This is a genomic window from Botryobacter ruber (genome assembly GCF_003347595.2).
Classification (GTDB): Bacteria; Bacteroidota; Bacteroidia; order Cytophagales; family Hymenobacteraceae; genus Pontibacter; species Pontibacter ruber_A.
Genome location: NZ_QCZK02000053.1, coordinates 1 through 18,614, shown reverse-complemented (window position 1 = coordinate 18,614; position 18,614 = coordinate 1). Strand labels below are relative to the sequence as shown.

At 49.9% G+C, this 18,614-nt stretch carries 18 protein-coding genes; 11 read left to right on the top strand and 7 right to left on the bottom strand.

The window, feature by feature from the left end:
• Nucleotides 1-2 precede the first annotated feature (2 nt).
• Entirely contained in the window at nt 3-1,427 is a 1,425-nt protein-coding gene (gene pyk / locus DCW36_RS17370; RefSeq protein WP_114781367.1) for a pyruvate kinase, read from the top strand.
• 333 nt (nt 1,428-1,760) lie between these two features.
• Nucleotides 1,761-2,615, top strand: a complete 855-nt coding sequence (lgt, locus tag DCW36_RS17365; RefSeq protein WP_114781366.1) for a prolipoprotein diacylglyceryl transferase — start codon at nt 1,761-1,763, stop codon at nt 2,613-2,615.
• Between the two features lie 72 nt (nt 2,616-2,687).
• On the opposite strand, the gene DCW36_RS17360 is transcribed toward lgt, so the two are convergent.
• The gene (locus DCW36_RS17360; protein ID WP_114781365.1) at nt 2,688-3,530 is read right to left on the bottom strand and encodes an NHL repeat-containing protein; all 843 of its coding nucleotides are present in this window, start codon (nt 3,528-3,530) and stop codon (nt 2,688-2,690) included.
• A gap of 149 nt (nt 3,531-3,679) precedes the next feature.
• Here DCW36_RS17360 and DCW36_RS17355 point away from each other — a divergent pair, with 149 nt between their 5' ends.
• Entirely contained in the window at nt 3,680-4,072 is a 393-nt protein-coding gene (locus tag DCW36_RS17355; protein WP_114781364.1) for a VOC family protein, read from the top strand.
• 106 nt (nt 4,073-4,178) lie between these two features.
• Complete coding sequence (locus DCW36_RS17350; protein ID WP_114781363.1) at nt 4,179-5,519, top strand: saccharopine dehydrogenase family protein; 1,341 nt, start codon at nt 4,179-4,181, stop codon at nt 5,517-5,519.
• Nucleotides 5,520-5,543: 24 nt separating this feature from the next.
• On the opposite strand, the gene DCW36_RS17345 is transcribed toward DCW36_RS17350, so the two are convergent.
• From DCW36_RS17345 to aroQ, 5 genes are all read right to left on the bottom strand, one after another.
• On the bottom strand, nt 5,544-6,260 hold the full coding sequence (locus tag DCW36_RS17345) for a tRNA1(Val) (adenine(37)-N6)-methyltransferase (RefSeq protein ID WP_114781362.1): 717 nt from the start codon (nt 6,258-6,260) through the stop codon (nt 5,544-5,546).
• Nucleotides 6,261-6,602: 342 nt separating this feature from the next.
• On the bottom strand, nt 6,603-7,067 hold the full coding sequence (gene rnhA, locus DCW36_RS17340) for a ribonuclease HI (RefSeq protein WP_114781361.1): 465 nt from the start codon (nt 7,065-7,067) through the stop codon (nt 6,603-6,605).
• Nucleotides 7,068-7,146: 79 nt separating this feature from the next.
• Complete coding sequence (locus DCW36_RS17335) at nt 7,147-7,713, bottom strand: MarC family protein (protein WP_114781360.1); 567 nt, start codon at nt 7,711-7,713, stop codon at nt 7,147-7,149.
• Between the two features lie 308 nt (nt 7,714-8,021).
• Nucleotides 8,022-9,083 carry an aminotransferase class V-fold PLP-dependent enzyme gene (locus DCW36_RS17330; RefSeq protein WP_114781359.1) on the bottom strand — a complete coding sequence of 354 codons (1,062 nt, stop codon included), beginning with the start codon at nt 9,081-9,083 and terminating at the stop codon, nt 8,022-8,024.
• A gap of 66 nt (nt 9,084-9,149) precedes the next feature.
• Nucleotides 9,150-9,605, bottom strand: a complete 456-nt coding sequence (gene aroQ, locus DCW36_RS17325; RefSeq protein WP_114781358.1) for a type II 3-dehydroquinate dehydratase — start codon at nt 9,603-9,605, stop codon at nt 9,150-9,152.
• 386 nt (nt 9,606-9,991) lie between these two features.
• Between aroQ and xerD the strand changes: the two genes are divergently transcribed.
• The 4 genes from xerD to DCW36_RS17305 all read left to right on the top strand — a co-directional run bounded on the left by xerD (nt 9,992) and on the right by DCW36_RS17305 (nt 12,487).
• Entirely contained in the window at nt 9,992-10,891 is a 900-nt protein-coding gene (gene xerD, locus DCW36_RS17320) for a site-specific tyrosine recombinase XerD (RefSeq protein WP_114781357.1), read from the top strand.
• A 456-nt stretch (nt 10,892-11,347) separates the two neighbouring features.
• The gene (locus DCW36_RS17315) at nt 11,348-11,815 is read left to right on the top strand and encodes a MaoC family dehydratase (RefSeq protein WP_114781356.1); all 468 of its coding nucleotides are present in this window, start codon (nt 11,348-11,350) and stop codon (nt 11,813-11,815) included.
• Between the two features lie 149 nt (nt 11,816-11,964).
• On the top strand, nt 11,965-12,189 hold the full coding sequence (locus tag DCW36_RS17310) for a hypothetical protein (RefSeq protein WP_114781355.1): 225 nt from the start codon (nt 11,965-11,967) through the stop codon (nt 12,187-12,189).
• Nucleotides 12,182-12,487 (top strand): type II toxin-antitoxin system RelE/ParE family toxin, encoded by a 306-nt coding sequence (locus DCW36_RS17305; protein ID WP_114781354.1) that lies wholly within the window; start codon nt 12,182-12,184, stop codon nt 12,485-12,487. Before DCW36_RS17310 ends, DCW36_RS17305 begins: the two co-directional genes overlap by 8 nt.
• Before the next feature lie 189 nt (nt 12,488-12,676).
• On the opposite strand, the gene DCW36_RS17300 is transcribed toward DCW36_RS17305, so the two are convergent.
• Nucleotides 12,677-13,315 carry a hypothetical protein gene (locus DCW36_RS17300; RefSeq protein ID WP_125185327.1) on the bottom strand — a complete coding sequence of 213 codons (639 nt, stop codon included), beginning with the start codon at nt 13,313-13,315 and terminating at the stop codon, nt 12,677-12,679.
• 274 nt (nt 13,316-13,589) lie between these two features.
• Between DCW36_RS17300 and DCW36_RS17295 the strand changes: the two genes are divergently transcribed.
• The 3 genes from DCW36_RS17295 (at nt 13,590) to DCW36_RS17285 (ending at nt 18,003) form a co-directional block, all read left to right on the top strand.
• The gene (locus tag DCW36_RS17295; protein ID WP_114781353.1) at nt 13,590-14,621 is read left to right on the top strand and encodes a quinone-dependent dihydroorotate dehydrogenase; all 1,032 of its coding nucleotides are present in this window, start codon (nt 13,590-13,592) and stop codon (nt 14,619-14,621) included.
• 77 nt (nt 14,622-14,698) lie between these two features.
• Nucleotides 14,699-17,332, top strand: a complete 2,634-nt coding sequence (locus DCW36_RS17290; RefSeq protein ID WP_114781352.1) for an FtsK/SpoIIIE family DNA translocase — start codon at nt 14,699-14,701, stop codon at nt 17,330-17,332.
• Nucleotides 17,333-17,358: 26 nt separating this feature from the next.
• Nucleotides 17,359-18,003 (top strand): LolA family protein, encoded by a 645-nt coding sequence (locus tag DCW36_RS17285; protein WP_114781351.1) that lies wholly within the window; start codon nt 17,359-17,361, stop codon nt 18,001-18,003.
• Nucleotides 18,004-18,614: the final 611 nt, after the last annotated feature.

Sequence of the window (18,614 nt, the reverse complement as noted above, 5' to 3'; positions counted from 1 at the left end):
GTATGGAATTTTTCAACAAAACAAAAGTTTTAGCCACTGTAGGCCCGGCAAGCAATAATTATGAAAGGCTGCTGGCACTTGTAAACGCAGGCGTAAATGCCTTCCGTCTGAATTTCTCTCATGGTGCCCACGAAGAGCACCTGAAAGTTATAAACTTCGTACGCGAAATTAACCGCCAGCATAATACCAATATCTGTCTTGTGCAGGATTTGCAGGGACCTAAAATCCGCCTGGGCGATGTAGAAAACGGCAGCGTGGAAATTAAGGAAGGACAGCGCATCAAGCTTACCTGCGACGGCTCCATCAGCACCCAGCATAAACTGTCGACCATCTACACCGGTCTGGCATCAGACGTGAAACCAGGCGACGCCATCCTGCTCGACGACGGTAAACTGGAACTGAAGGTAATCGAAACCGATGGCGTGATGGAAGTGGAAACAGAGGTGGTTTACGGCGGTATCGTGAAACCCCGTAAAGGCATCAACCTGCCGGACTCGTCGGTGTCGGCTCCGTCGTTAACCGAAAAAGACCTGCGCGACCTGCACTTTGGCCTGGACCAGGACCTGGAGTGGGTGGCGCTTTCTTTTGTGCGTCGTGTGGAGGATATCCATGAAATTAAGCGCATTATTAAGGAGCGTGGCAAAGATACCCGCGTGATTGCCAAGATCGAGAAGCCGGAAGCCATTAAAAACATCGACGAAATTATTGCTGCTACCGACGCCATAATGGTTGCCCGCGGCGACCTGGGTGTGGAAGTGGGTATGGAGCAGGTGCCGATGCTGCAGAAAATGCTGACCGAAAAATGTAACAAAGCGGCCAAGCCCGTGATTGTGGCAACCCAGATGATGGAAAGCATGATCGTGAATCCGCGTCCGACCAGGGCTGAGACAAACGACGTAGCCAACGCTGTAATTGACGGTGCCGATACCCTGATGCTGAGCGCTGAGTCGGCTGTGGGTGCTTACCCAGTGGAAACTATCCGCAGTATGATCTCTACCATTCTGAACGTGGAGCAGAGCGCGCCGATTTTCAACAAAATGCCGCCTTTGAGCCCGGCTTCACCTACTTTCCTGAGCGACAGCCTGGTAGCCAACGCATGCGGCCTGGCCCGCGATACAAACGCCCGTGCCGTTATCGGGATGACCAAATCCGGTTACACGGCGCTGCAACTGGTAAAGCACCGTCCGAAGTCGGATGTGTTTATTTTTACGGATAACAAAAGGCTGTTGAGCACACTCAACCTGGTGTGGGGCATCAGGGGCTTCTACTACGACAAGTTCGAGTCTACGGATGTTACCATTGCTGATATCAAGCAGGTGCTGCTCGACAGCGGCCATGTAGCTCCGGGCGATATTTTTATCAACCTGGCCAGCACGCCAATGACCGCGAAACGCCGCACGAACATGATCCGACTGAGTGTAGCATAAACAGTAGCTGGTTTTATTTTATTGATGTAAAGAGGAAATGCCCTGGATCTTACCTGGTCCAGGACTATTCCTCTTTTTTTGTTTTCGGGCAGGAGCAGTGGCAATGGTGGCAGCTGCAGCAGAATATATGGTGCTGATTTTTTAATGTGCTACTGCTCTTTCCTGGTTCAGGCAGCAGCAGCGGGTGAATCGGCTACAGTATAAAAGTTTGGGGTGGCTATATGGTGGCGTTTGGTTCAAGCGTTATCTACCGGGCTGGCAGCATTTGCCTGCATTCTTATTTTTTTCCCCTCCATGTTTTATTGTAACTTTGGAGCGACATTTAACTGCCTTATGAGCTTACTCCATTATATTACCTGGAATGTAGATCCTGAAATTTTTTCCATTGGTCCCCTTTCCATCCGCTGGTACGGGCTGCTTTTTGCCCTGGGCTTTGTAATTGGCCAGCGCATTCTTACCAAAATTTACGTAGCCGAAGGCCGTACCGAAGGCGATGTGGACGTGATTACGCTCTACATGATTGTGGGTACGGTGCTGGGCGCCAGGCTGGGGCACGTGCTGTTCTACGACCCGGACTATTACCTGAGCAACCCAATTGAGATCCTGAAAATATGGCGTGGCGGACTCGCCAGCCATGGCGCTACCATTGGTATTCTGGTTGCCCTCTGGCTGTTCAGCCGCCGTTTGAAGCTGGATTATTTGTGGGTGCTGGACCGCATCGTGATCGTGGTGGCGCTGGGCGGTGCGCTTATCCGGTTGGGCAACCTGATGAATTCAGAAATTGTTGGCAGGCCTTCCGATTTGCCCTGGGCCTTTGAATTTGTCCGTAATACGGAGTTTACGCCGCTGGTGCCCCGCCACCCTACACAGCTGTATGAGTCGCTGGCAGCATTTGCGATTTTTGTAGTGCTCTACCTGTTGTGGAGCAAGTACAGAGGCGGTATTCCCCGCGGGCTGCTGTTCGGTTTGTTCGTGACGGTGTTGTTTACCTCGCGCCTGCTGATCGAGTTCCTGAAAGAAGCACAGGAAAAGTGGGAGGAAGCCATGTTCCTGAACATGGGGCAGCTTTTGAGTATTCCGCTTATTCTGATCGGGCTGGTTATCCTGTACAGGGTGTGGCGTAACCCGGTGGCCGTGCAGCCAAATGGCACACCTGTCGGACAGGCACCGCAGAAAAGCAGGGTGTAGTTCTGATAAAATAAAAAAGCGAGAGGCTGGCAGAAATGTCAGCCTCTCGCTTTTTTTGTCACGTCATCAGCCTTACTCAATTGAATAGCGGTACAGGTTGCCGCCTTCGCTGGTTAGCACAAGTTCGGTATCGGTAATAAAAGCAACCGCTTCTGTCTGGCCTGCTCCCGGCAGGTTGATTTCCTTGTAGTCGGCTTCATAGTATTTCTCGGGGTTCTTCACGTGCCGGAAGAGGTGCAGCTTTGCTTCGCTTACCAGCGCTACTTTATCGGCATTGGGGCTGATGGCAGCACCCGATATTTCTGCGTTTACCTCGTGAGAGCCAATCAGCTTTGCCTGTTGCGTGCCGGGGTTATCCTTTAGCCGGTACACCTTAGCTGTTCTTTTCCTGCCCCGGTCCTTGGAAACCAGGTAGATGTTGCCCCCATGCCAGAAAATTGCTTCACAGTCAAAGTTCATGTCTTTTTTATCCGGAGGAAATTGGGTCTGGTCTTCGAACGTAAAGCGGATGGCTTCGAGTTTTGAGGGGTGATTGATATTAACTTTATAAATGGCAAGCTCCCTGCGTTTGTTATTGTTGTTGCCGGTGTCGCCGATGTAAATATTTCCTTTATCGTCACGGGCCAGGTCTTCCCAGTCTACGTTGGGAAGTTGCAGTTTAATGGTTCCGGTCAGTTTTCCTTTCTGGTTCAGCTTGTACAGGTAAGGTTTATTTCCTGCATCGTTGTGGGTTATGTATTCATTGTTGGGCAGCACTTCAATGCCCGAACTTTCCCGTACCTGGTAGGGCAGGGTGGCAATTTTTTTCAAGGCAGCGGGTGCAGCCGGTTTAACTTCGTAAGGTTTTCTCAGCACAAACAGCGCAATTGCCATCACAGACAAGAATACAATAAGTACCTTAAACATAAGCTTCATAGTATAATAGGTTAAACAGACGGGGTGCTGTATGGCTGGCCTATTTAACGTGAACAGAACAACGTATGGTTACAGGTGGCGCAGGCTAATTGTTGCAGATTCCGTTTTTGTACTGCAGAAACGCTTAATAATACCTTTATCAACTCGCAATGGAAGTCATAAAAATAAAAGAAACCTGCCTGTATGTGGCGGACCTGGCGCGGAGCAGGCAGTTTTATAAGGACAAGCTTGGATTCGAGCTGATTGGCGAAGTGGCAGGTCGGCATGTTTTTTTCAGGGCAGGCTCTTCGGTGCTGCTTTGTTTTATTGCAGCGGTGGCCCGTGAAAGCAAAACCCTGCCGCCGCACTTCGGGGAGGGCCAGCTGCACGTTGCCTTCGAGGTGACGCAGCACCAGTATGAGGGCTGGAAAGAAAAGATAAGTGCTGCCGGTATCCCGATAGAACTGGAATACGACTGGGGCGGCGGCTACCTGTCCTTTTACTTCCGCGACCCGGATAAGCACCTGCTCGAAATTGTGATGGAGGGAATGTGGGAAAGGTAGGTGTCCGGATAAATTTTCAACTGATAAGGGATAGCTGGTAAAACAATAGGGAAAGTTTGGGGTAAATAAAGAGCGTAATGCTGGTTGATGCATTAAATTGCTGCTTATGAAAAAAATTCTGCTGCTTGGCGCCGGTCGTTCTGCCGCTTCGCTGATTCGTTACCTGCTTACACATGCTGCTGCCAATGGCTGGCATCTTACCATCGGCGATGTGGCGGTGGAGCACTTGCAGCAAACGGTTGCCGGTCTGCCGTATGCCGAGGTGCTGGTTTTTGATGTGCATAACCGAGCGCAACGCGCAGCAGAAGTGAGCAAGGCAGACCTGGTTATTTCGATGTTGCCGGCGGTGTTCCACCCGGAGGTGGCAAAGGAGTGTGTGAAGCAGGGGAAGCATCTGCTCACCGCCTCTTACGTAACACCTGTGCTGCGGGAGCTGCACGAGGAAGCGCTGCAGAAAAACCTGCTCCTGCTGATGGAGTCAGGCCTGGACCCGGGCATCGATCATATGTCGGCGATGGCGGTGTTGCAGCAGCTACGGGGCAAAGGGGCTAGGTTACTTTCCTTTAAGTCGTATACAGGCGGGCTGGTGGCGCCGGAGTCGGATAACAACCCCTGGCACTATAAGTTTACCTGGAACCCGCGCAATGTGGTGCTGGCAGGGCAGAGCACTTCCAAATATATTCAGGACGGGACTTACAAGTACATTCCGTACCCCCAGCTGTTCAGGCGCACCGAAACCATACAGGTGAAGGGCTATGGCGCTTTCGAAGGCTACGCCAACCGCGACTCCCTCAGTTACCGGGAACCGTACGGGCTAACTGAAATCCCCACCATGCTGCGCGGTACTTTGCGCCGCCCCGGCTACTGTGCTGCCTGGGATGCCCTGGTGCAGCTCGGCATGACCGACGATAGCTACCAACTGGAGAATTCCGAAAACCTGACCTGCCGCCAGTTTACAGAAGCCTTCCTGCCGCCGGCTTCAGGAGATTTGCAGCAGGTGCAGCAGCGTGTGGGGGCTTACCTGAACCTGCCCATCGGGAGCGACGTGCTACAGAAGCTGGAATGGCTGGGGCTGTTTACCGATGCGCCCGTAGCACTTGCCCGCGCGACTCCTGCCCAGGTGCTTGAGAAAATTCTGCAGAAGAAGTGGCGGCTGGAGTCTGGCGATAAAGATATGATCGTGATGCAGCACCAGTTTGTATATGAACTGAACGGGAAAAAGCGGGAACTGAAATCCTCCCTGGTGGTGAAGGGGGAAGACGAGGTGCATACGGCAATGGCTAAAACCGTGGGCTTACCGGTGGGCATACTAGCCAAGCTGCTGCTGCAGGGCCGGATTTCGCAGCGTGGGGTGGTTATCCCGATCCATCCCGCTATATACGAGCCGGTGCTGGAAGAACTGAAGCAGTACGGAGTAAACTTTGTGGAGCAGGAGAGGGAGTGGTGACAGGAGCAGCAGAACCTTTTTAAGCTAAAAAATGAGGTAATAATCGCGGAGCAGGTTTGCAAAGTCCTGCGTGTAGGTTGTGGCGTCTTTTTCCCGGATGTAAAGCTTTTGGAAAGCAGGCGCAGCTGCCGGACGAAACGTGTAGGTCTGGATGTGGCGAATGCATTTGCCTTCTACCCGCGTGTACACTTCCAAGGTGTTGGAAAGATAGAGCTGATAGTGCGTAGCCAGCTGTGCAAAATGCAGCGCCTCTGCGGGCGGAAGCAGCAGGTAAAGCTTACCATCCGGGGTCAGGTGCCGCTGTGCGAAAGCCAGGATATCTTCAAACAGCAATTCGCCGGTATGCTTGGCGGTGTTCTTTGCTGCGTCGCCTGATTTAAGCGAATCCAGGAAGAAAGGCGGGTTGGAGAGGATCACATCATACTGCGCCTGGTTACGGGCTGCAAACTCCTGCAGGCTGACCGGGTGCAACTGCAGCCTGTCGGCCCACGGACTTTGCCCGAAGTTGGCTGCTGCCTGCTGCTGTGCTGCTGCGTTTATCTCCACAGCTTCTATTTTTGCCTCAGATCGCTGCGCCACCATCAGCGCCAGCAGTCCGGTGCCGGTGCCAATGTCCAGAATGCGTTCTGCACCTGCCACCACTACCGCTGCACCAAACACACACGAATCGGTACAAACTTTCATGGCGCAGTTCTCCTGCTCTACCCGGAACTGCTTGAACTGGAAATAGGTGTTGGGCATGTGCTGTCTGAACCGCTGATTTTTTTGATTTAAATGATTTATGTGATTATTTGTCTTAATTTGGATTCGTCAGATTTTGGGATTAACTGGATTTTTTTTCTGAACAGGATTAAGAAGATTTAAGGAATAACTGGATTTGGTTTGTTTGTGGCTTGTGCAGGAGACGCGGGTACCGCGTCTTTACAGTCGTACACATGACTCCAGACTCTCTTAAAGGGTTGAAGATTTTCAACCCCTACAAAATTCCTAAACTTCAAACTTTCTACCTCTCTGTTACAGGGTTGAAAATCTTCAACCCCTACAAAATCACCACCTTTCTACCTCTCTAACTCTCAAACTTCCTCACTTGCTGTTAAACATCCCGGATTCAAAACCTTCGTCGATGAGCAGGTTGGGGGAGAGGGCGCTTTGGACGGCTAGTTCGTCGCAGCGTTCGTTTTCGGGGTGACCGGCGTGGCCGCGTATCCAGACAAATTTTACGTTGTGCTTGGCATAGATCCTGAGGAAGCGTGCCCACAGATCGCCGTTGGCTTTGCCGGCGAAGCCTTTTTTCTGCCAGCCGAAAACCCAGCGCTTCTCTACTGCATCCACCACATACTTGGAGTCGGAGTAAATGGTAACCGGAATGCCGGGTTTAGTGATGGCCTCCAGCCCCACGATCACGGCCAGCAGTTCCATTCGGTTGTTGGTGGTTTTCCGGTAGCCGGCAGTCAGTTCTTTTACATGCTGCTTCCAGCGCAAAATAACACCATAGCCACCCGGACCCGGGTTTCCACGTGAAGCACCATCAGTAAAAAGCTCTATCATATCTTCAAATTTAAGCTAAAGTAATTTTGCGTTCCCCCCTTTGGAGAGGAAAAGTATTTTCTTGCGGGATGTGTTCTTGTCAGGCAGGCAGGTTTGTTTTGAACAGCTTAATGGCAATAGCCAGCAGAATAACACCAAATACCTTCCGTAGCACATTAGCGCCGTCTTTTCCCAGTTTCCGCTCGATATAACCGGATGTCTTCAGCACGATGTAAACAAACACAAGATTTAAAACTATGCCTGTGAGTACGTTGGGGAGCGAATAAGCAGCGCGGAGCGAAAGAAGCGTCGTCATGGTGCCGGCTCCAACTATAACCGGAAACGCAAGAGGTACGATGGAACCGCTTTTGGTTTCAGGGTCGGTATGGAAAAAGTTCTTGCCCAGGATCATCTCCAGCCCGATCAGGAAAATAACAATGGCGCCTGCCATCGCAAACGACTCGAAATCAATACCAAACAGCTTCAGGATAGACTGCCCCAGGAAGAGGAATGCGATCATCAGGATACCTGAAACGATGGTCGCTTTTTCAGACTCGATACGTCCTTCGCGCTTGCGCAAATCTATGATGATTGGAATTGACCCCAGTATATCGATAACGGCGAAAAGTGTGAGTGTTACAGAAGCAATCTCCTTTAAACTGAACATGTTGTCTGAGTCACGGATTAAACAGATTTAAGGATGACACGGATTTAGGTTTGTCTGATTTCAGATTTTGTCTGAACAGGATTAAGATGATTTAAGGAATAACAGGATTGGGTTTGCCTATGTGGTTCGTGCAGGAGACGCGGGCACCGCGTCTCTACAGCCATACCCCCAACCACTCTACCTCTCTGTTACAGGGTTGAAAATCTTCAACCCCTACAAAATTCCTACCTCTCTACCTTTCTACCTTTCTAACTCCTAAACTCCCAAACTCCCAAACTTTCTAACTTTCTAACTTTCTAACTCCCAAACTAACCATAGTAGTGCAGGAAAAAGCGTTTCAGCTCCTCAAATTCCTCGTCCAGGATGGCCGGGAAGTTGGCTATCCGGAAAGTATTGCGCTGCCACTCGCCGTAGCCGTTGCCTAAGCGGATGTCGTGGTGCATGGCTCTTTTTTTCAGTTCATCAATCAGCCGTTCGCTGCCTTGCAGGGCCAGCACGGTTTTGGAGCGCACTTCTTCGTTTTCGACCAGCAACTTAAAGTCCGAGAACTCACTAAAGAATGTGTAGAGGTTGTTTGCGCGTTCGGTCAGCTCTTCGTCCAGCAACTTTACGGTTGGCCTGTTCTCCAGCACACGCCGGAGCAGGTAAATGTCGAGCACGTTGGGGGTGTAGGTGGTCTGGTAGTTGAGCATCTTTTCGTACATAAACAGCAGGCTGTTGTAATGTGCCCGGTCTGCCTTTTGCTTGGCCCTGAAAATGGCACGCGGCGAGCAGGCCATCACAGCCAGGCCCGAGGGCAACCCGAAGCACTTCTGCACGGAAGCGAACCAGATATCGGCCTTCATCATTTTCAGGTTCAGACCAGCCATCGACGAGGTGGCGTCTACGGCAATCAGTTTGTCGCGGTAGCGGTTCTGGAGCGTGATGATGCTGCTGTTGGAAACCTGGGTGCCGTTGGCTGTTTCGCTCTGGGTAATGCAAATCAGTTCCGTGTCAGACCCGATGGCCAACTGCTCTACCGGCATCGCTTCATTCACATCAAACTTCAATCCCTCCGCCTTTGGCCGGATGCGTTTTGCATACTCGTGCCACTTCTCGCCGAACGAGCCGTTGTAGATGTGGTAGCTTTTGCTGGTTGTCAGGCTTTGGATTAAAATTTCCCAGCACTCGGTAGCCGAGGAGGTAAAGAAAATGTAGTAATCCTGCGGAATATTGATTTTGCGTTTCAGCAGGGCAACCGTTGCCCGCGACAACTGCACAAACTGGTCCCCCCGGTGTGGTGTGCCCAGGAAGCCTTCGTCGTAGGCCTCCTGCATGAAGTGGCGCACGTCAGGGTAAACTTTTGAAGGACCAGGATAAAAATTGAGCATGTGGGAGTGCTAAGAGATCAGGTTAATATACTAAAGCCTTTACAGACGAAGCGACCGAAGCCTTTGTTACACGTTTTTGCTGCCGAAACCGATTTGTTTTGGCTTCATGCGCTCAAAGTACTGGAGCGCAAGCCGATAACTTTCCAGGCCAAAACCGCTGATGCTGCCCACGCAGTTCGGAGCGATCATGCTGCGGTGGCGGAAGGCTTCACGGGCAAATACGTTCGAGATATGAACCTCAATCACAGGCGTTTCAATGGCTTTGATGGCATCGGCCAGCGCAACGGAGGTGTGGGTATAGCCGCCGGCGTTGCACACAATGCCTTTGTAACTGAAACCTACTTCGTGCAGTTTGTCAATCAAAACTCCTTCGGTATTGGACTGAAAGTAAGACAGCTCCAGTGCCGGAAATGCTTTTTGCAGCTCTTCGTAATACAACTCAAACGACTGGCCGCCATAAATGCTTTTTTCGCGGATGCCCAGCAGGTTCAGGTTAGGCCCGTTCAGGATAAGTATTTTCATATAGGGGGTATTGCGTGATTAAGGGTAAAGTTATGAAGCTGCAAAGTTAAGATTAACTATCTTTGCTTAAACATAATGTGCTAAAAAAGCTTGCGCCGCTCCGGAAGAAAAAACGGCAGGGACAGATATTTATTTCACCACTTTCCAGGGATGACTCCACTTAAGTGAATTTGTCATCTCGACCAACGGGAGAGATCTGGTTTGGAAAGTAAACAAAAGAAAATATCAGATCTCTCCCGTTGGTCGAGATGACAGCAAAATTTCTTAAGTTGATGACATTGGATCACGACCTGTTCCTAAAGTGACTGTTAATTAATACATGGCAGCAAAAGCTGTGGTGGGTGGTGCTGAAGAAAATTTTACGTTTATTTTATCTGAATTAAATCATGATCTGGTCTGTCTGTATCAAACAATTCGAGCAGTACCTGCAACTGGAGCGGTCGCTGTCGGGTAACTCCGTAGAAGCCTATACCCGCGACATAAACAAGCTGCTGGACTTCCTGCAACTAAAGGGGCTGCAGGTGGCGCCCGAGCAGATGACACCTGCCATTATCCGGGAGTTCCTGGAGTGGATTGCCGAACTGGGCATGACGCCGCACTCGCAGGCCAGAACTCTGTCGGGCATACGGGCCTTTTACAAATTCCTGATCATGGAAGACATGCTGCCCCACGACCCCACCGAAACCGTAGAAGCGCCCAAACTCAGCCGAAAACTACCCGACACGCTGGCCTTCCATGAGATAGAGCAGCTGCTCAATGCCATTGACCTTTCTACGCCCGAAGGCACCCGCAACCGCGCCATCCTCGAAACCCTCTACAGTTCGGGGCTGCGGGTAACGGAACTGCTGGAGCTAAAGCTGAGCAATCTCTACGAAGACATGGGCTTCCTGAAAGTGGCAGGCAAAGGCGACAAGGAGCGGCTGGTGCCCATCGGCCGCGATGCGCTCAAGCACATCCGCCTCTACCTCGACGGCATCCGCTGCCACCTCACCATCAAAAAAGGCCACGAAGATTACGTGTTCCTGAACCGCCGTGGCGCCAAACTGACGCGCGTCATGGTGTTCACCATCATCAAAGACCTGACAGCCAAAGCCGGTATCCAGAAGCAGGTAAGTCCGCACACCTTCCGCCACTCCTTCGCCACCCACCTGATAGAAGGCGGCGCCGACCTGCGGGCCGTGCAGGAAATGCTGGGCCACGAGTCCATCACCACCACCGAAATCTACACCCACCTCGACCGCGACTACCTGAAGCAGGTAATTAAGGATTATCATCCTAGGAGTTAGGGAGTTTGGGAGTTTAGGAGTTTGGGAGGTAGAGAGGTAGAAATTTTGTAATTTTTGTAGGGGTTGAAAATCTTCAACCCTTTCAGGGAGTTTGAGATTGCAACGTGCGTTTTATCTGTAGAGATGCGGTGCCCGCGTCTCCTGCACGAACCACAAACAAACCAAATCCTGTTATTCCTTAAATCTTCTTAATCTTGTTCAGAAAAAAAATCCAGTTAATCCCAAAATCTGACGAATCCAAATTCAGACAAACAGCAATCCTGTTAACCCAATAATCTGCTTAATCCCGGTTCAGACAAAAAAGAGTCTGCTGCTCCTGCCACCATAGCCACTGCTGCTGATTTGATAACAGAATATTCTGCAGCATATATAGTAAAATCTTATATCTTTATGTTTTGGCTCTGCCAGGTGGCGGGGCAAACGGAGCAGCTATAAAAATATAAACCGATAGGTAGAATGAGTAAGCTAACAATCAGAAATTTTGAAGAATTCGCGCAGTACGAAGGAGCAGAGCTGGGCGTATCAGATTATCACACCATCACGCAGGAGCAGGTAAACAAGTTCGCCGACGCCACCCTCGATCACCAATGGATACACCTGGACGCCGAGCGGGCCAAAACCGAATCGCCTTTCGGCGGCACCATCGCCCACGGCTACCTCACGGTTTCGCTGCTGCCCTACCTGTGGGGCATGATTATTAATGTGGAGAACCTGAAGATGCAGGTAAACTACGAAATCGAAAGCCTGCGCTTCAACCAGCCCGTGCTCGTCGACAGCCAGGTGCGCCTCAAAGCCAAACTACTCTCCCTGAAAAACCTCCGCGGCATCGCCAAAGCCCAGATTGAGGTAACGCTGGAGATAAAAGACAGCAAGAAACCGGCGTATACGGGCGTGGTGACGTTTTTATATCATTTTAACGGGTAGAGGGGGAGGGGCTGCATGAGGTTGGCTTGTGCAGCTTTTTTTGTTTTTGTAGGTGTAGGTACGAGTTACAAACTCGCACCAGCGAGAGGTTGGCTTGTGCAGCTGCCTTGGACAGAACATCCTGGGGAAAATTGTAGTATATTTACACTATGACTACTTTAACCTTTAATTTCCATAACGAGCAGGAAGAGAAAGTGCTGCTGGCTTTCCTGGATAGCCTGAACTATGATTATCAAAGAATTGATGAGGGGGGCGCTATTAATCTTTCTAAAGAGGATGTAGAGGGCCTGCTGCAGACAAAGCGCGATTTTCTGGATGGTAAAACCACATCCCGCTCCTGGGAAGAAATAAAAAGAGACCTAAAACGTGCTTGACGTTCAGCTGTTAGCGAGGGCGGAGCAGGAAGTAAAAGAGGCCTATGCGTGGTATGAAGAGAAGCAGCAGGGACTTGGTGAGCGTTTCCTCACACAGATAGACCGTTACCTTTCTTTTATTGGTTCCAATCCCTATGTCTATCCAAGCAGGTATGGGAATGAACTGCATGTTGCTCCGGTAAAGTTATTCCCGTACCTGATAGTTTATTGGGTAGATGAAAGTAAGAAAATTGTTTTTGTAGTATCCGTTTTTCATACCAGCCGAAAGCCGGAAGATTTTAAGGAGCGTGATAATTAGGTGTAGGTGCAAACTACGCCTAGAGAAGGCAGTACGGGCGAACCCATGTGTTCGCCCCAATTAGGTGCTCGCATTTCTTGGTGTAGTGGGGAACTCAACCAAGAGAGGAGGAGCTGCATAAGGTGTGTCTTGTGCAGCTTTTTTATTTTAATAGGTACGAGTTCGCAACTCGTACCTACCCTACAGCAGCTAATTCCTGACTAAGCTGCTTTTATTGTACTTCTTAACAATAGAACGTAAAAATAGATTATTGAAAACGGAGGCACTGTATTCTTCGAGTATTTCAGGATCGTCACTTATCAGATCTTCAAAAGCTTCTTCCCGCTGCGTACCAGAAGAAAAGTCACTTCTGTTTGATTTGACTTCAACTAAAGGGCCATCATTTTTGCTTGCAAACAATCTGGTTACATGGCCACTATTGTTATTAAGTGAGAGGTTACGTGATACCGGTTGTCCGGGAGGAAAAAGTAAAAGTACGCTGGGGCTATTTTTTGTCTGCAAATCATAGACGTGGTACTTGTACAGAGAAATGGTTCCCGTTTCTAATCTTTCCAAAAACAATGGTAAGCCATTGTTTGGTATTACTTTGGATTCAAAAACGTCATCCATTATCCTGAATTCCTTTGCCTGAGGAGAGAAAATCTGTTCTGCTTTTCCTTTTCCATTATGCTTGAATTTAATGGAGGTGAGTTTAACATTTGAAACAGTGCCGAAAAGCGTATCACCCTGGGTAGTAATTACATAATCGTTTCGTTGCGCATGCGCAGTCACGCCCGCTAGCAGGAGACACGCGAAAATAATGCAGGTGCAGTGGTAAATTTTCTTCATATTGGCAGATGCTCAGAAAGGAATATTCTATAGGGTAGAAATGTAATAATTTTAACTGTAGCTTTAAAGTAACTTATATAGATTTTTTTAAATCTACCAACAAAACCGTCGGTGGTCGATACCCGGCTACTGTTGCGCCTCCGCTGGTGCGAGTTTGCAACTCGTACCTTCATTCCCCATGATTAACTCCCTCCCCAACAACTGACAAATCTCACCCAAATCTTAATTCTATTCTCCCTATATTTGCACCCAGAAAACCAAAATCCCTGCTGCCGTGTACAAAAGCCTGATTCGCCCGCTTCTCTTCAAACTCGACCCCGAGAAAGTCCATTACCTTATCACTGATTTCCTGAATGTTGGCTATAAGCTGCCTTTTACCAAAAGCATCAGCAGGAGCCTGTTTCAGGTGCAGGACCCGCGGCTGGAGCGGGAACTTTTCGGGCTGAAGTTTCCGAACCCGGTGGGCTTGGCGGCAGGCTTTGATAAAGATGCCAAACTGGTCGACGACTTTTCGCACCTGGGTTTTGGGTTTATCGAGATCGGAACACTCACGCCAAAGCCGCAGCCCGGTAATCCAAAGCCGCGTTTGTTCCGTTTGCCGCAGGACGGAGCCATCATCAACCGCATGGGCTTCAACAACGAGGGCGTGGATGCGGCGGTAGAGCGCCTGCGGAACCGCAAGAGCAACATAATTGTGGGAGGCAACATCGGCAAGAACAAAGTTACCCCCAACGAGCAGGCCACCAGCGATTACCTTTACTGCTTTAAGGCGCTGTATGATGTGGTCGATTATTTCGTGGTGAACGTCAGCTCGCCCAACACACCCGATTTGCGGGCGCTGCAGGAGAAAGAGCCGCTGCAGCAACTGCTGATGGCGCTGCAGGAGCAGAACAGCAAAATGCCGAAGCCAAAGCCGCTGCTCCTCAAAATAGCACCCGACCTGAACGAGCCGCAGCTCAACGATATCATCGAGATTGCCACCAGCACCCGCCTGAGCGGCATTATCGCCACCAACACCACCATCAGCCGCGAAGGACTTGCCACACCGGCCCAACGGGTGCAGGAAATAGGCATGGGAGGCCTGAGCGGAAAACCGCTTACTGCCAGATCAACCGAAATTATCCGGTACCTGCGCCAGCACCTGCCGCAGGAGCAGAAAATAATTGGCGTGGGCGGTATCATGACGGCTGAAGATGCGCTGGAAAAGCTCGATGCCGGAGCCGACCTGGTGCAGCTGTATACCGGATTCATCTACGAAGGACCGGCGCTGATAACACAGATCAACAAGAAACTGCTCTCCAGATAATTTCTTATTTCGTACCGTTTTTCGTGCCGGGTTTCAGCTGAAAAGTGCTAAATTTGAAATCTTAACATGTAGAGGGTATGGCAAAGAACACTTACAGAAACGATGCGCCTAGCGCAGGGAGGGCAAGAAACGAGGTACGGGGACGCAACGAGCCCCGCAAAGTCAATTTGCCCAAAGGAGAGAAGCCGCCAAAACAGAAGTCGAAGTTCAGAATTAAGCTCCCAAGCTTACTGAAATTCCCAACATTTGAGTTTGCCTTCCTGAAGGACAAGCGCCTGAAGCTCTTGGTCGGCTTTACGTTTCTGCTGCTGTCTTTCTTCTTTACCATTGCCTTTGTTTCCTACCTGTTCACCGGCCACGCCGACCAGAGTGTAGTGCAATCTGTTACCGGTACCGGCCTGAAAGAGTCGGGGCAGGAGGCAGAGAATTGGCTTGGTCTTGTGGGAGCCTGGGTATCGCACCTGTTTATTTTTGAATGGGTAGGTATTGGGGCTTTTATGGCAATACCTGTAGCCTTTTTTACAGGCTGTCGCATTGTTTTTAAGCGTGTAACGGTTTCGTTGTCGTATGTGCTGGGCTTCTGCAGTTTTACCATGCTGTGGCTCTGCCTGACGATGGGCTACACCGTGCTTACACTCGGTAAAGTAGACACCGCCGGTTTCCTGGGAGGCGGCATCGGGATCGAGAGCGCCATCTGGATGACAAGCCTGATTGGCTGGGGCACAGGTCCTTTCCTGGGCTTCCTGTTGGTGGTATTCATTGTTGGTTTCTTTAATGTTACAAGCATCAACTGGAGTAAAGGAACAACTGACGATGAACTTGTGGAGGTGGAAAAAGGCAACAAAACCTCGCTAAGCGATGTGATGCACAGCCGTGTTCCTGGCGTTAACCACTATAACAATCCTTCCGCAGCTCTTGAACAGGAGGAGGAAGAAGTGCTGGAAGAAGAATACGAGGAGGAGCCGGACGAAGAGGAGCTGGATGAGGACGAAGATGAGGCCATCAGCCGTGCGCTGGAAATGGAGCTGGAGTCGCTGAAGGCGGAGCCCCCTAAAAATGCCACGCCAACCCTGGAACTGGATATAGATGCTGCTTTTGCTGATCAGCTTCAGCAGGAAGAGGAAGCAGGCGCCGAAGAAGACGAAGATGAACTCGACCTCGAAATAGAAGAAGCGCCCGAAGAAGAAACCGGTCTGGCCGTAGAAAACTACGACCCGACACTCGACCTGGCCCGTTACCAACATCCTACCATCGACCTGCTAACCGACTATGGCAGCAGCAAAATACAGGTAACCAAAGAGGAACTGGAAGCCAACAAAGACAAAATTGTAGAAACGCTCGGCCACTACAACATCGGCATCGCCAGCATCAAAGCGACCATCGGACCTACCGTTACACTTTACGAAATTGTGCCGGATGCCGGGGTGCGTATCTCCAAAATCAAAAACCTGGAAGACGATATTGCCCTGAGCTTAGCGGCATTGGGTATCCGTATCATTGCGCCTATTCCGGGTAAAGGTACCATCGGTATCGAGGTGCCGAATACCAAAAAGGAAATGGTGTCCATCAAGTCTATTCTGTCGACGGAGAAGTTCCTGAAAAGCGATATGGATCTGCCGATTGCCTTTGGTAAAACCATCACGAACGAAGTCTTTATCACCGACCTGGCTAAGATGCCGCACTTGCTCATGGCGGGTGCTACGGGCCAGGGTAAGTCGGTAGGTCTGAATACCATTCTGACTTCACTGCTCTACAAGCGTCACCCCTCACAGCTTAAGTTTGTGCTCGTGGATCCCAAAAAAGTGGAGCTTTCGCTGTTCAATAAAATCGAGCGCCACTTCCTGGCTAAATTGCCTGATTCGGAGGAGCCTATTATCACCGATACTAAAAAGGTGGTGAACACGCTCAACTCGCTCTGTATGGAGATGGACATGCGCTACGACCTGCTCAAAGATGCCGGCTGCCGTAACCTGAAAGAGTATAACCGCAAGTTCGTGGAGCGCAAGCTTAACCCGAAAAAAGGCCACCGCTTTATGCCGTACATCGTGCTGGTAATAGACGAGCTGGCCGACCTGATGATGACGGCAGGCAAGGAAGTGGAAACGCCGATTGCGCGTCTGGCCCAGCTGGCCCGGGCCATTGGTATTCACCTGGTGGTGGCTACGCAGCGTCCGTCGGTAAACGTAATTACGGGTATCATCAAAGCGAACTTCCCGGCGCGTATTTCTTTTAAAGTAACCTCCAAAATCGACTCCCGCACCATCCTCGACACCGGCGGCGCTGATCAGCTGATTGGCCAGGGCGACATGCTCTTTTCCATCGGCTCCGACATCATCCGTATTCAGTGTGCCTTCGTGGATACGCCGGAAGTGGACCGCATCTGCGACTTTATTGGCGAGCAGCAGGGGTACAACGATGCGTACCTGCTGCCGGAGTTCGTGGGCGATGAGAGCGGTTCTGAGAAAACCGATTTCGACCCGTCGCAACGCGACCCGATGTTCGAGGAAGCCGCCCGCATTATTGTACAGCACCAGCAGGGCAGTACCTCGCTGCTGCAACGCCGCCTGAAGCTGGGCTACAACAGGGCAGGCCGCCTGATCGACCAGCTGGAATCGGCCGGCATTGTTGGACCTTTCGAAGGCAGCAAGGCGCGCGAAGTTTTAATTCCGGATGAGTACAGTTTGGAACAGTTATTGAATACGATGGGTTAACAACCTAAATAATATAACTTATTGACATGAAGAAACTATTTTCCGTTCTGCTGATCGTTCTGACATTTGTAAATCTGGCAAGCGCGCAGCAGGATCCCAAGGCTGGTAAAATCCTGAACCAGATGAGTGCCAAGTACAAAAGCATGAAAGCGTTTAAAGTATCTTTTGCGCAAACGCTGGAGAATAAAACCGCCAAAGTAAAAGAAACCATGGAAGGCGATGTGCTGGTGAGTGGTAAAAAGTACCGTCTGAAAGTAAGCAGCCAGGAAATTATAAACGATGGCAAACTGATGTGGACGTACCTGCAGGATGCCAACGAGGTAACGATTACAGAAAATGATGCCGAAGCGGAGTCTATGTCGCCGAGCAACATTTTTGATATGTATAAAAAAGGCTACAAGTATGCCTATGCCGGCACCGAAACCGAGAACGGTGTAAAATATGATGTAATTGAACTTGCTCCGGAAGACCGTAGCAACCCAATCTACAAAGTACGTCTGTTCATCAACCAGAAAGACAATACCCTGAAGAAATGGGAGATGTTCCGCAACAACGGCAACCGCTATTCCTATGTGATCAAGAAGTTCGAAGCAAACCCATCGTTAGCTGCTGATTCCTTCAGCTTCAACAAAGCCAAATACAAAGGTGTTACAGTTGTAGACCTTAGATAAGTAGCTTGCATTAATAACCCGGAAGAGGCTGTTCAGAGATGAGCAGCCTCTTTTTTTGACCGTTGATGATAGTGATGAAATGATGGGTGTGATTTTATATTTGCTTTTTTGTCTGAACCACTGATTCGTGTGATTTAATTGATTTTTGTGATTGTCTGAACAAGATTAAAAGATTTATGGATTACCAGGAGGAGAGGCAATGGTGGCAGGAGCAGTAATGTTTTCATACTTCCATAAATTTATTCCCCCTTTTGTCGTCCTGTGAAGGATCTTGTGGGCGAACTGTAGAAACGCCTGCTAAAAGTTGAGTTGTTATGAAAGAGGTTTTTCTCGATGTGGTATAACAGGATGTTTTGTCTGAATCAGAATTTACAGAATTTCAGGATCAGGTTTGTTTGTGGTTCGTACAGGAGACGCGAGCATCGCGTCTCTACATTCTCCAAACTTTCTAACTTTTTAACTTTCTAACTTTCTAACTCCCTCATGTCCTCCCCAATAATTAATAACGAATAACGACTTTGTTGCAACGAGTCTGTCCTTTTCAAGATTTCTCTCTTAGAGCTGGTTTACGTTATTTTATAAGCCACAGGTATTCCCCTCTGTCGCAACAG

What these genes read in the sequence shown, in the direction of transcription:
- pyk (WP_114781367.1), top strand. Translation starts at nt 3, where the DNA reads ATGGAATTTTTCAACAAAACAAAAGTTTTAGCCACTGTAGGCCCGGCA.
- lgt (WP_114781366.1), top strand. Translation starts at nt 1,761, where the DNA reads ATGAGCTTACTCCATTATATTACCTGGAATGTAGATCCTGAAATTTTT.
- DCW36_RS17360 (WP_114781365.1), bottom strand. Translation starts at nt 3,530, where the DNA reads ATGAAGCTTATGTTTAAGGTACTTATTGTATTCTTGTCTGTGATGGCA.
- DCW36_RS17355 (WP_114781364.1), top strand. Translation starts at nt 3,680, where the DNA reads ATGGAAGTCATAAAAATAAAAGAAACCTGCCTGTATGTGGCGGACCTG.
- DCW36_RS17350 (WP_114781363.1), top strand. Translation starts at nt 4,179, where the DNA reads ATGAAAAAAATTCTGCTGCTTGGCGCCGGTCGTTCTGCCGCTTCGCTG.
- DCW36_RS17345 (WP_114781362.1), bottom strand. Translation starts at nt 6,260, where the DNA reads ATGCCCAACACCTATTTCCAGTTCAAGCAGTTCCGGGTAGAGCAGGAG.
- rnhA (WP_114781361.1), bottom strand. Translation starts at nt 7,067, where the DNA reads ATGATAGAGCTTTTTACTGATGGTGCTTCACGTGGAAACCCGGGTCCG.
- DCW36_RS17335 (WP_114781360.1), bottom strand. Translation starts at nt 7,713, where the DNA reads ATGTTCAGTTTAAAGGAGATTGCTTCTGTAACACTCACACTTTTCGCC.
- DCW36_RS17330 (WP_114781359.1), bottom strand. Translation starts at nt 9,083, where the DNA reads ATGCTCAATTTTTATCCTGGTCCTTCAAAAGTTTACCCTGACGTGCGC.
- aroQ (WP_114781358.1), bottom strand. Translation starts at nt 9,605, where the DNA reads ATGAAAATACTTATCCTGAACGGGCCTAACCTGAACCTGCTGGGCATC.
- xerD (WP_114781357.1), top strand. Translation starts at nt 9,992, where the DNA reads ATGATCTGGTCTGTCTGTATCAAACAATTCGAGCAGTACCTGCAACTG.
- DCW36_RS17315 (WP_114781356.1), top strand. Translation starts at nt 11,348, where the DNA reads ATGAGTAAGCTAACAATCAGAAATTTTGAAGAATTCGCGCAGTACGAA.
- DCW36_RS17310 (WP_114781355.1), top strand. Translation starts at nt 11,965, where the DNA reads ATGACTACTTTAACCTTTAATTTCCATAACGAGCAGGAAGAGAAAGTG.
- DCW36_RS17300 (WP_125185327.1), bottom strand. Translation starts at nt 13,315, where the DNA reads ATGAAGAAAATTTACCACTGCACCTGCATTATTTTCGCGTGTCTCCTG.
- DCW36_RS17290 (WP_114781352.1), top strand. Translation starts at nt 14,699, where the DNA reads ATGGCAAAGAACACTTACAGAAACGATGCGCCTAGCGCAGGGAGGGCA.
- DCW36_RS17285 (WP_114781351.1), top strand. Translation starts at nt 17,359, where the DNA reads ATGAAGAAACTATTTTCCGTTCTGCTGATCGTTCTGACATTTGTAAAT.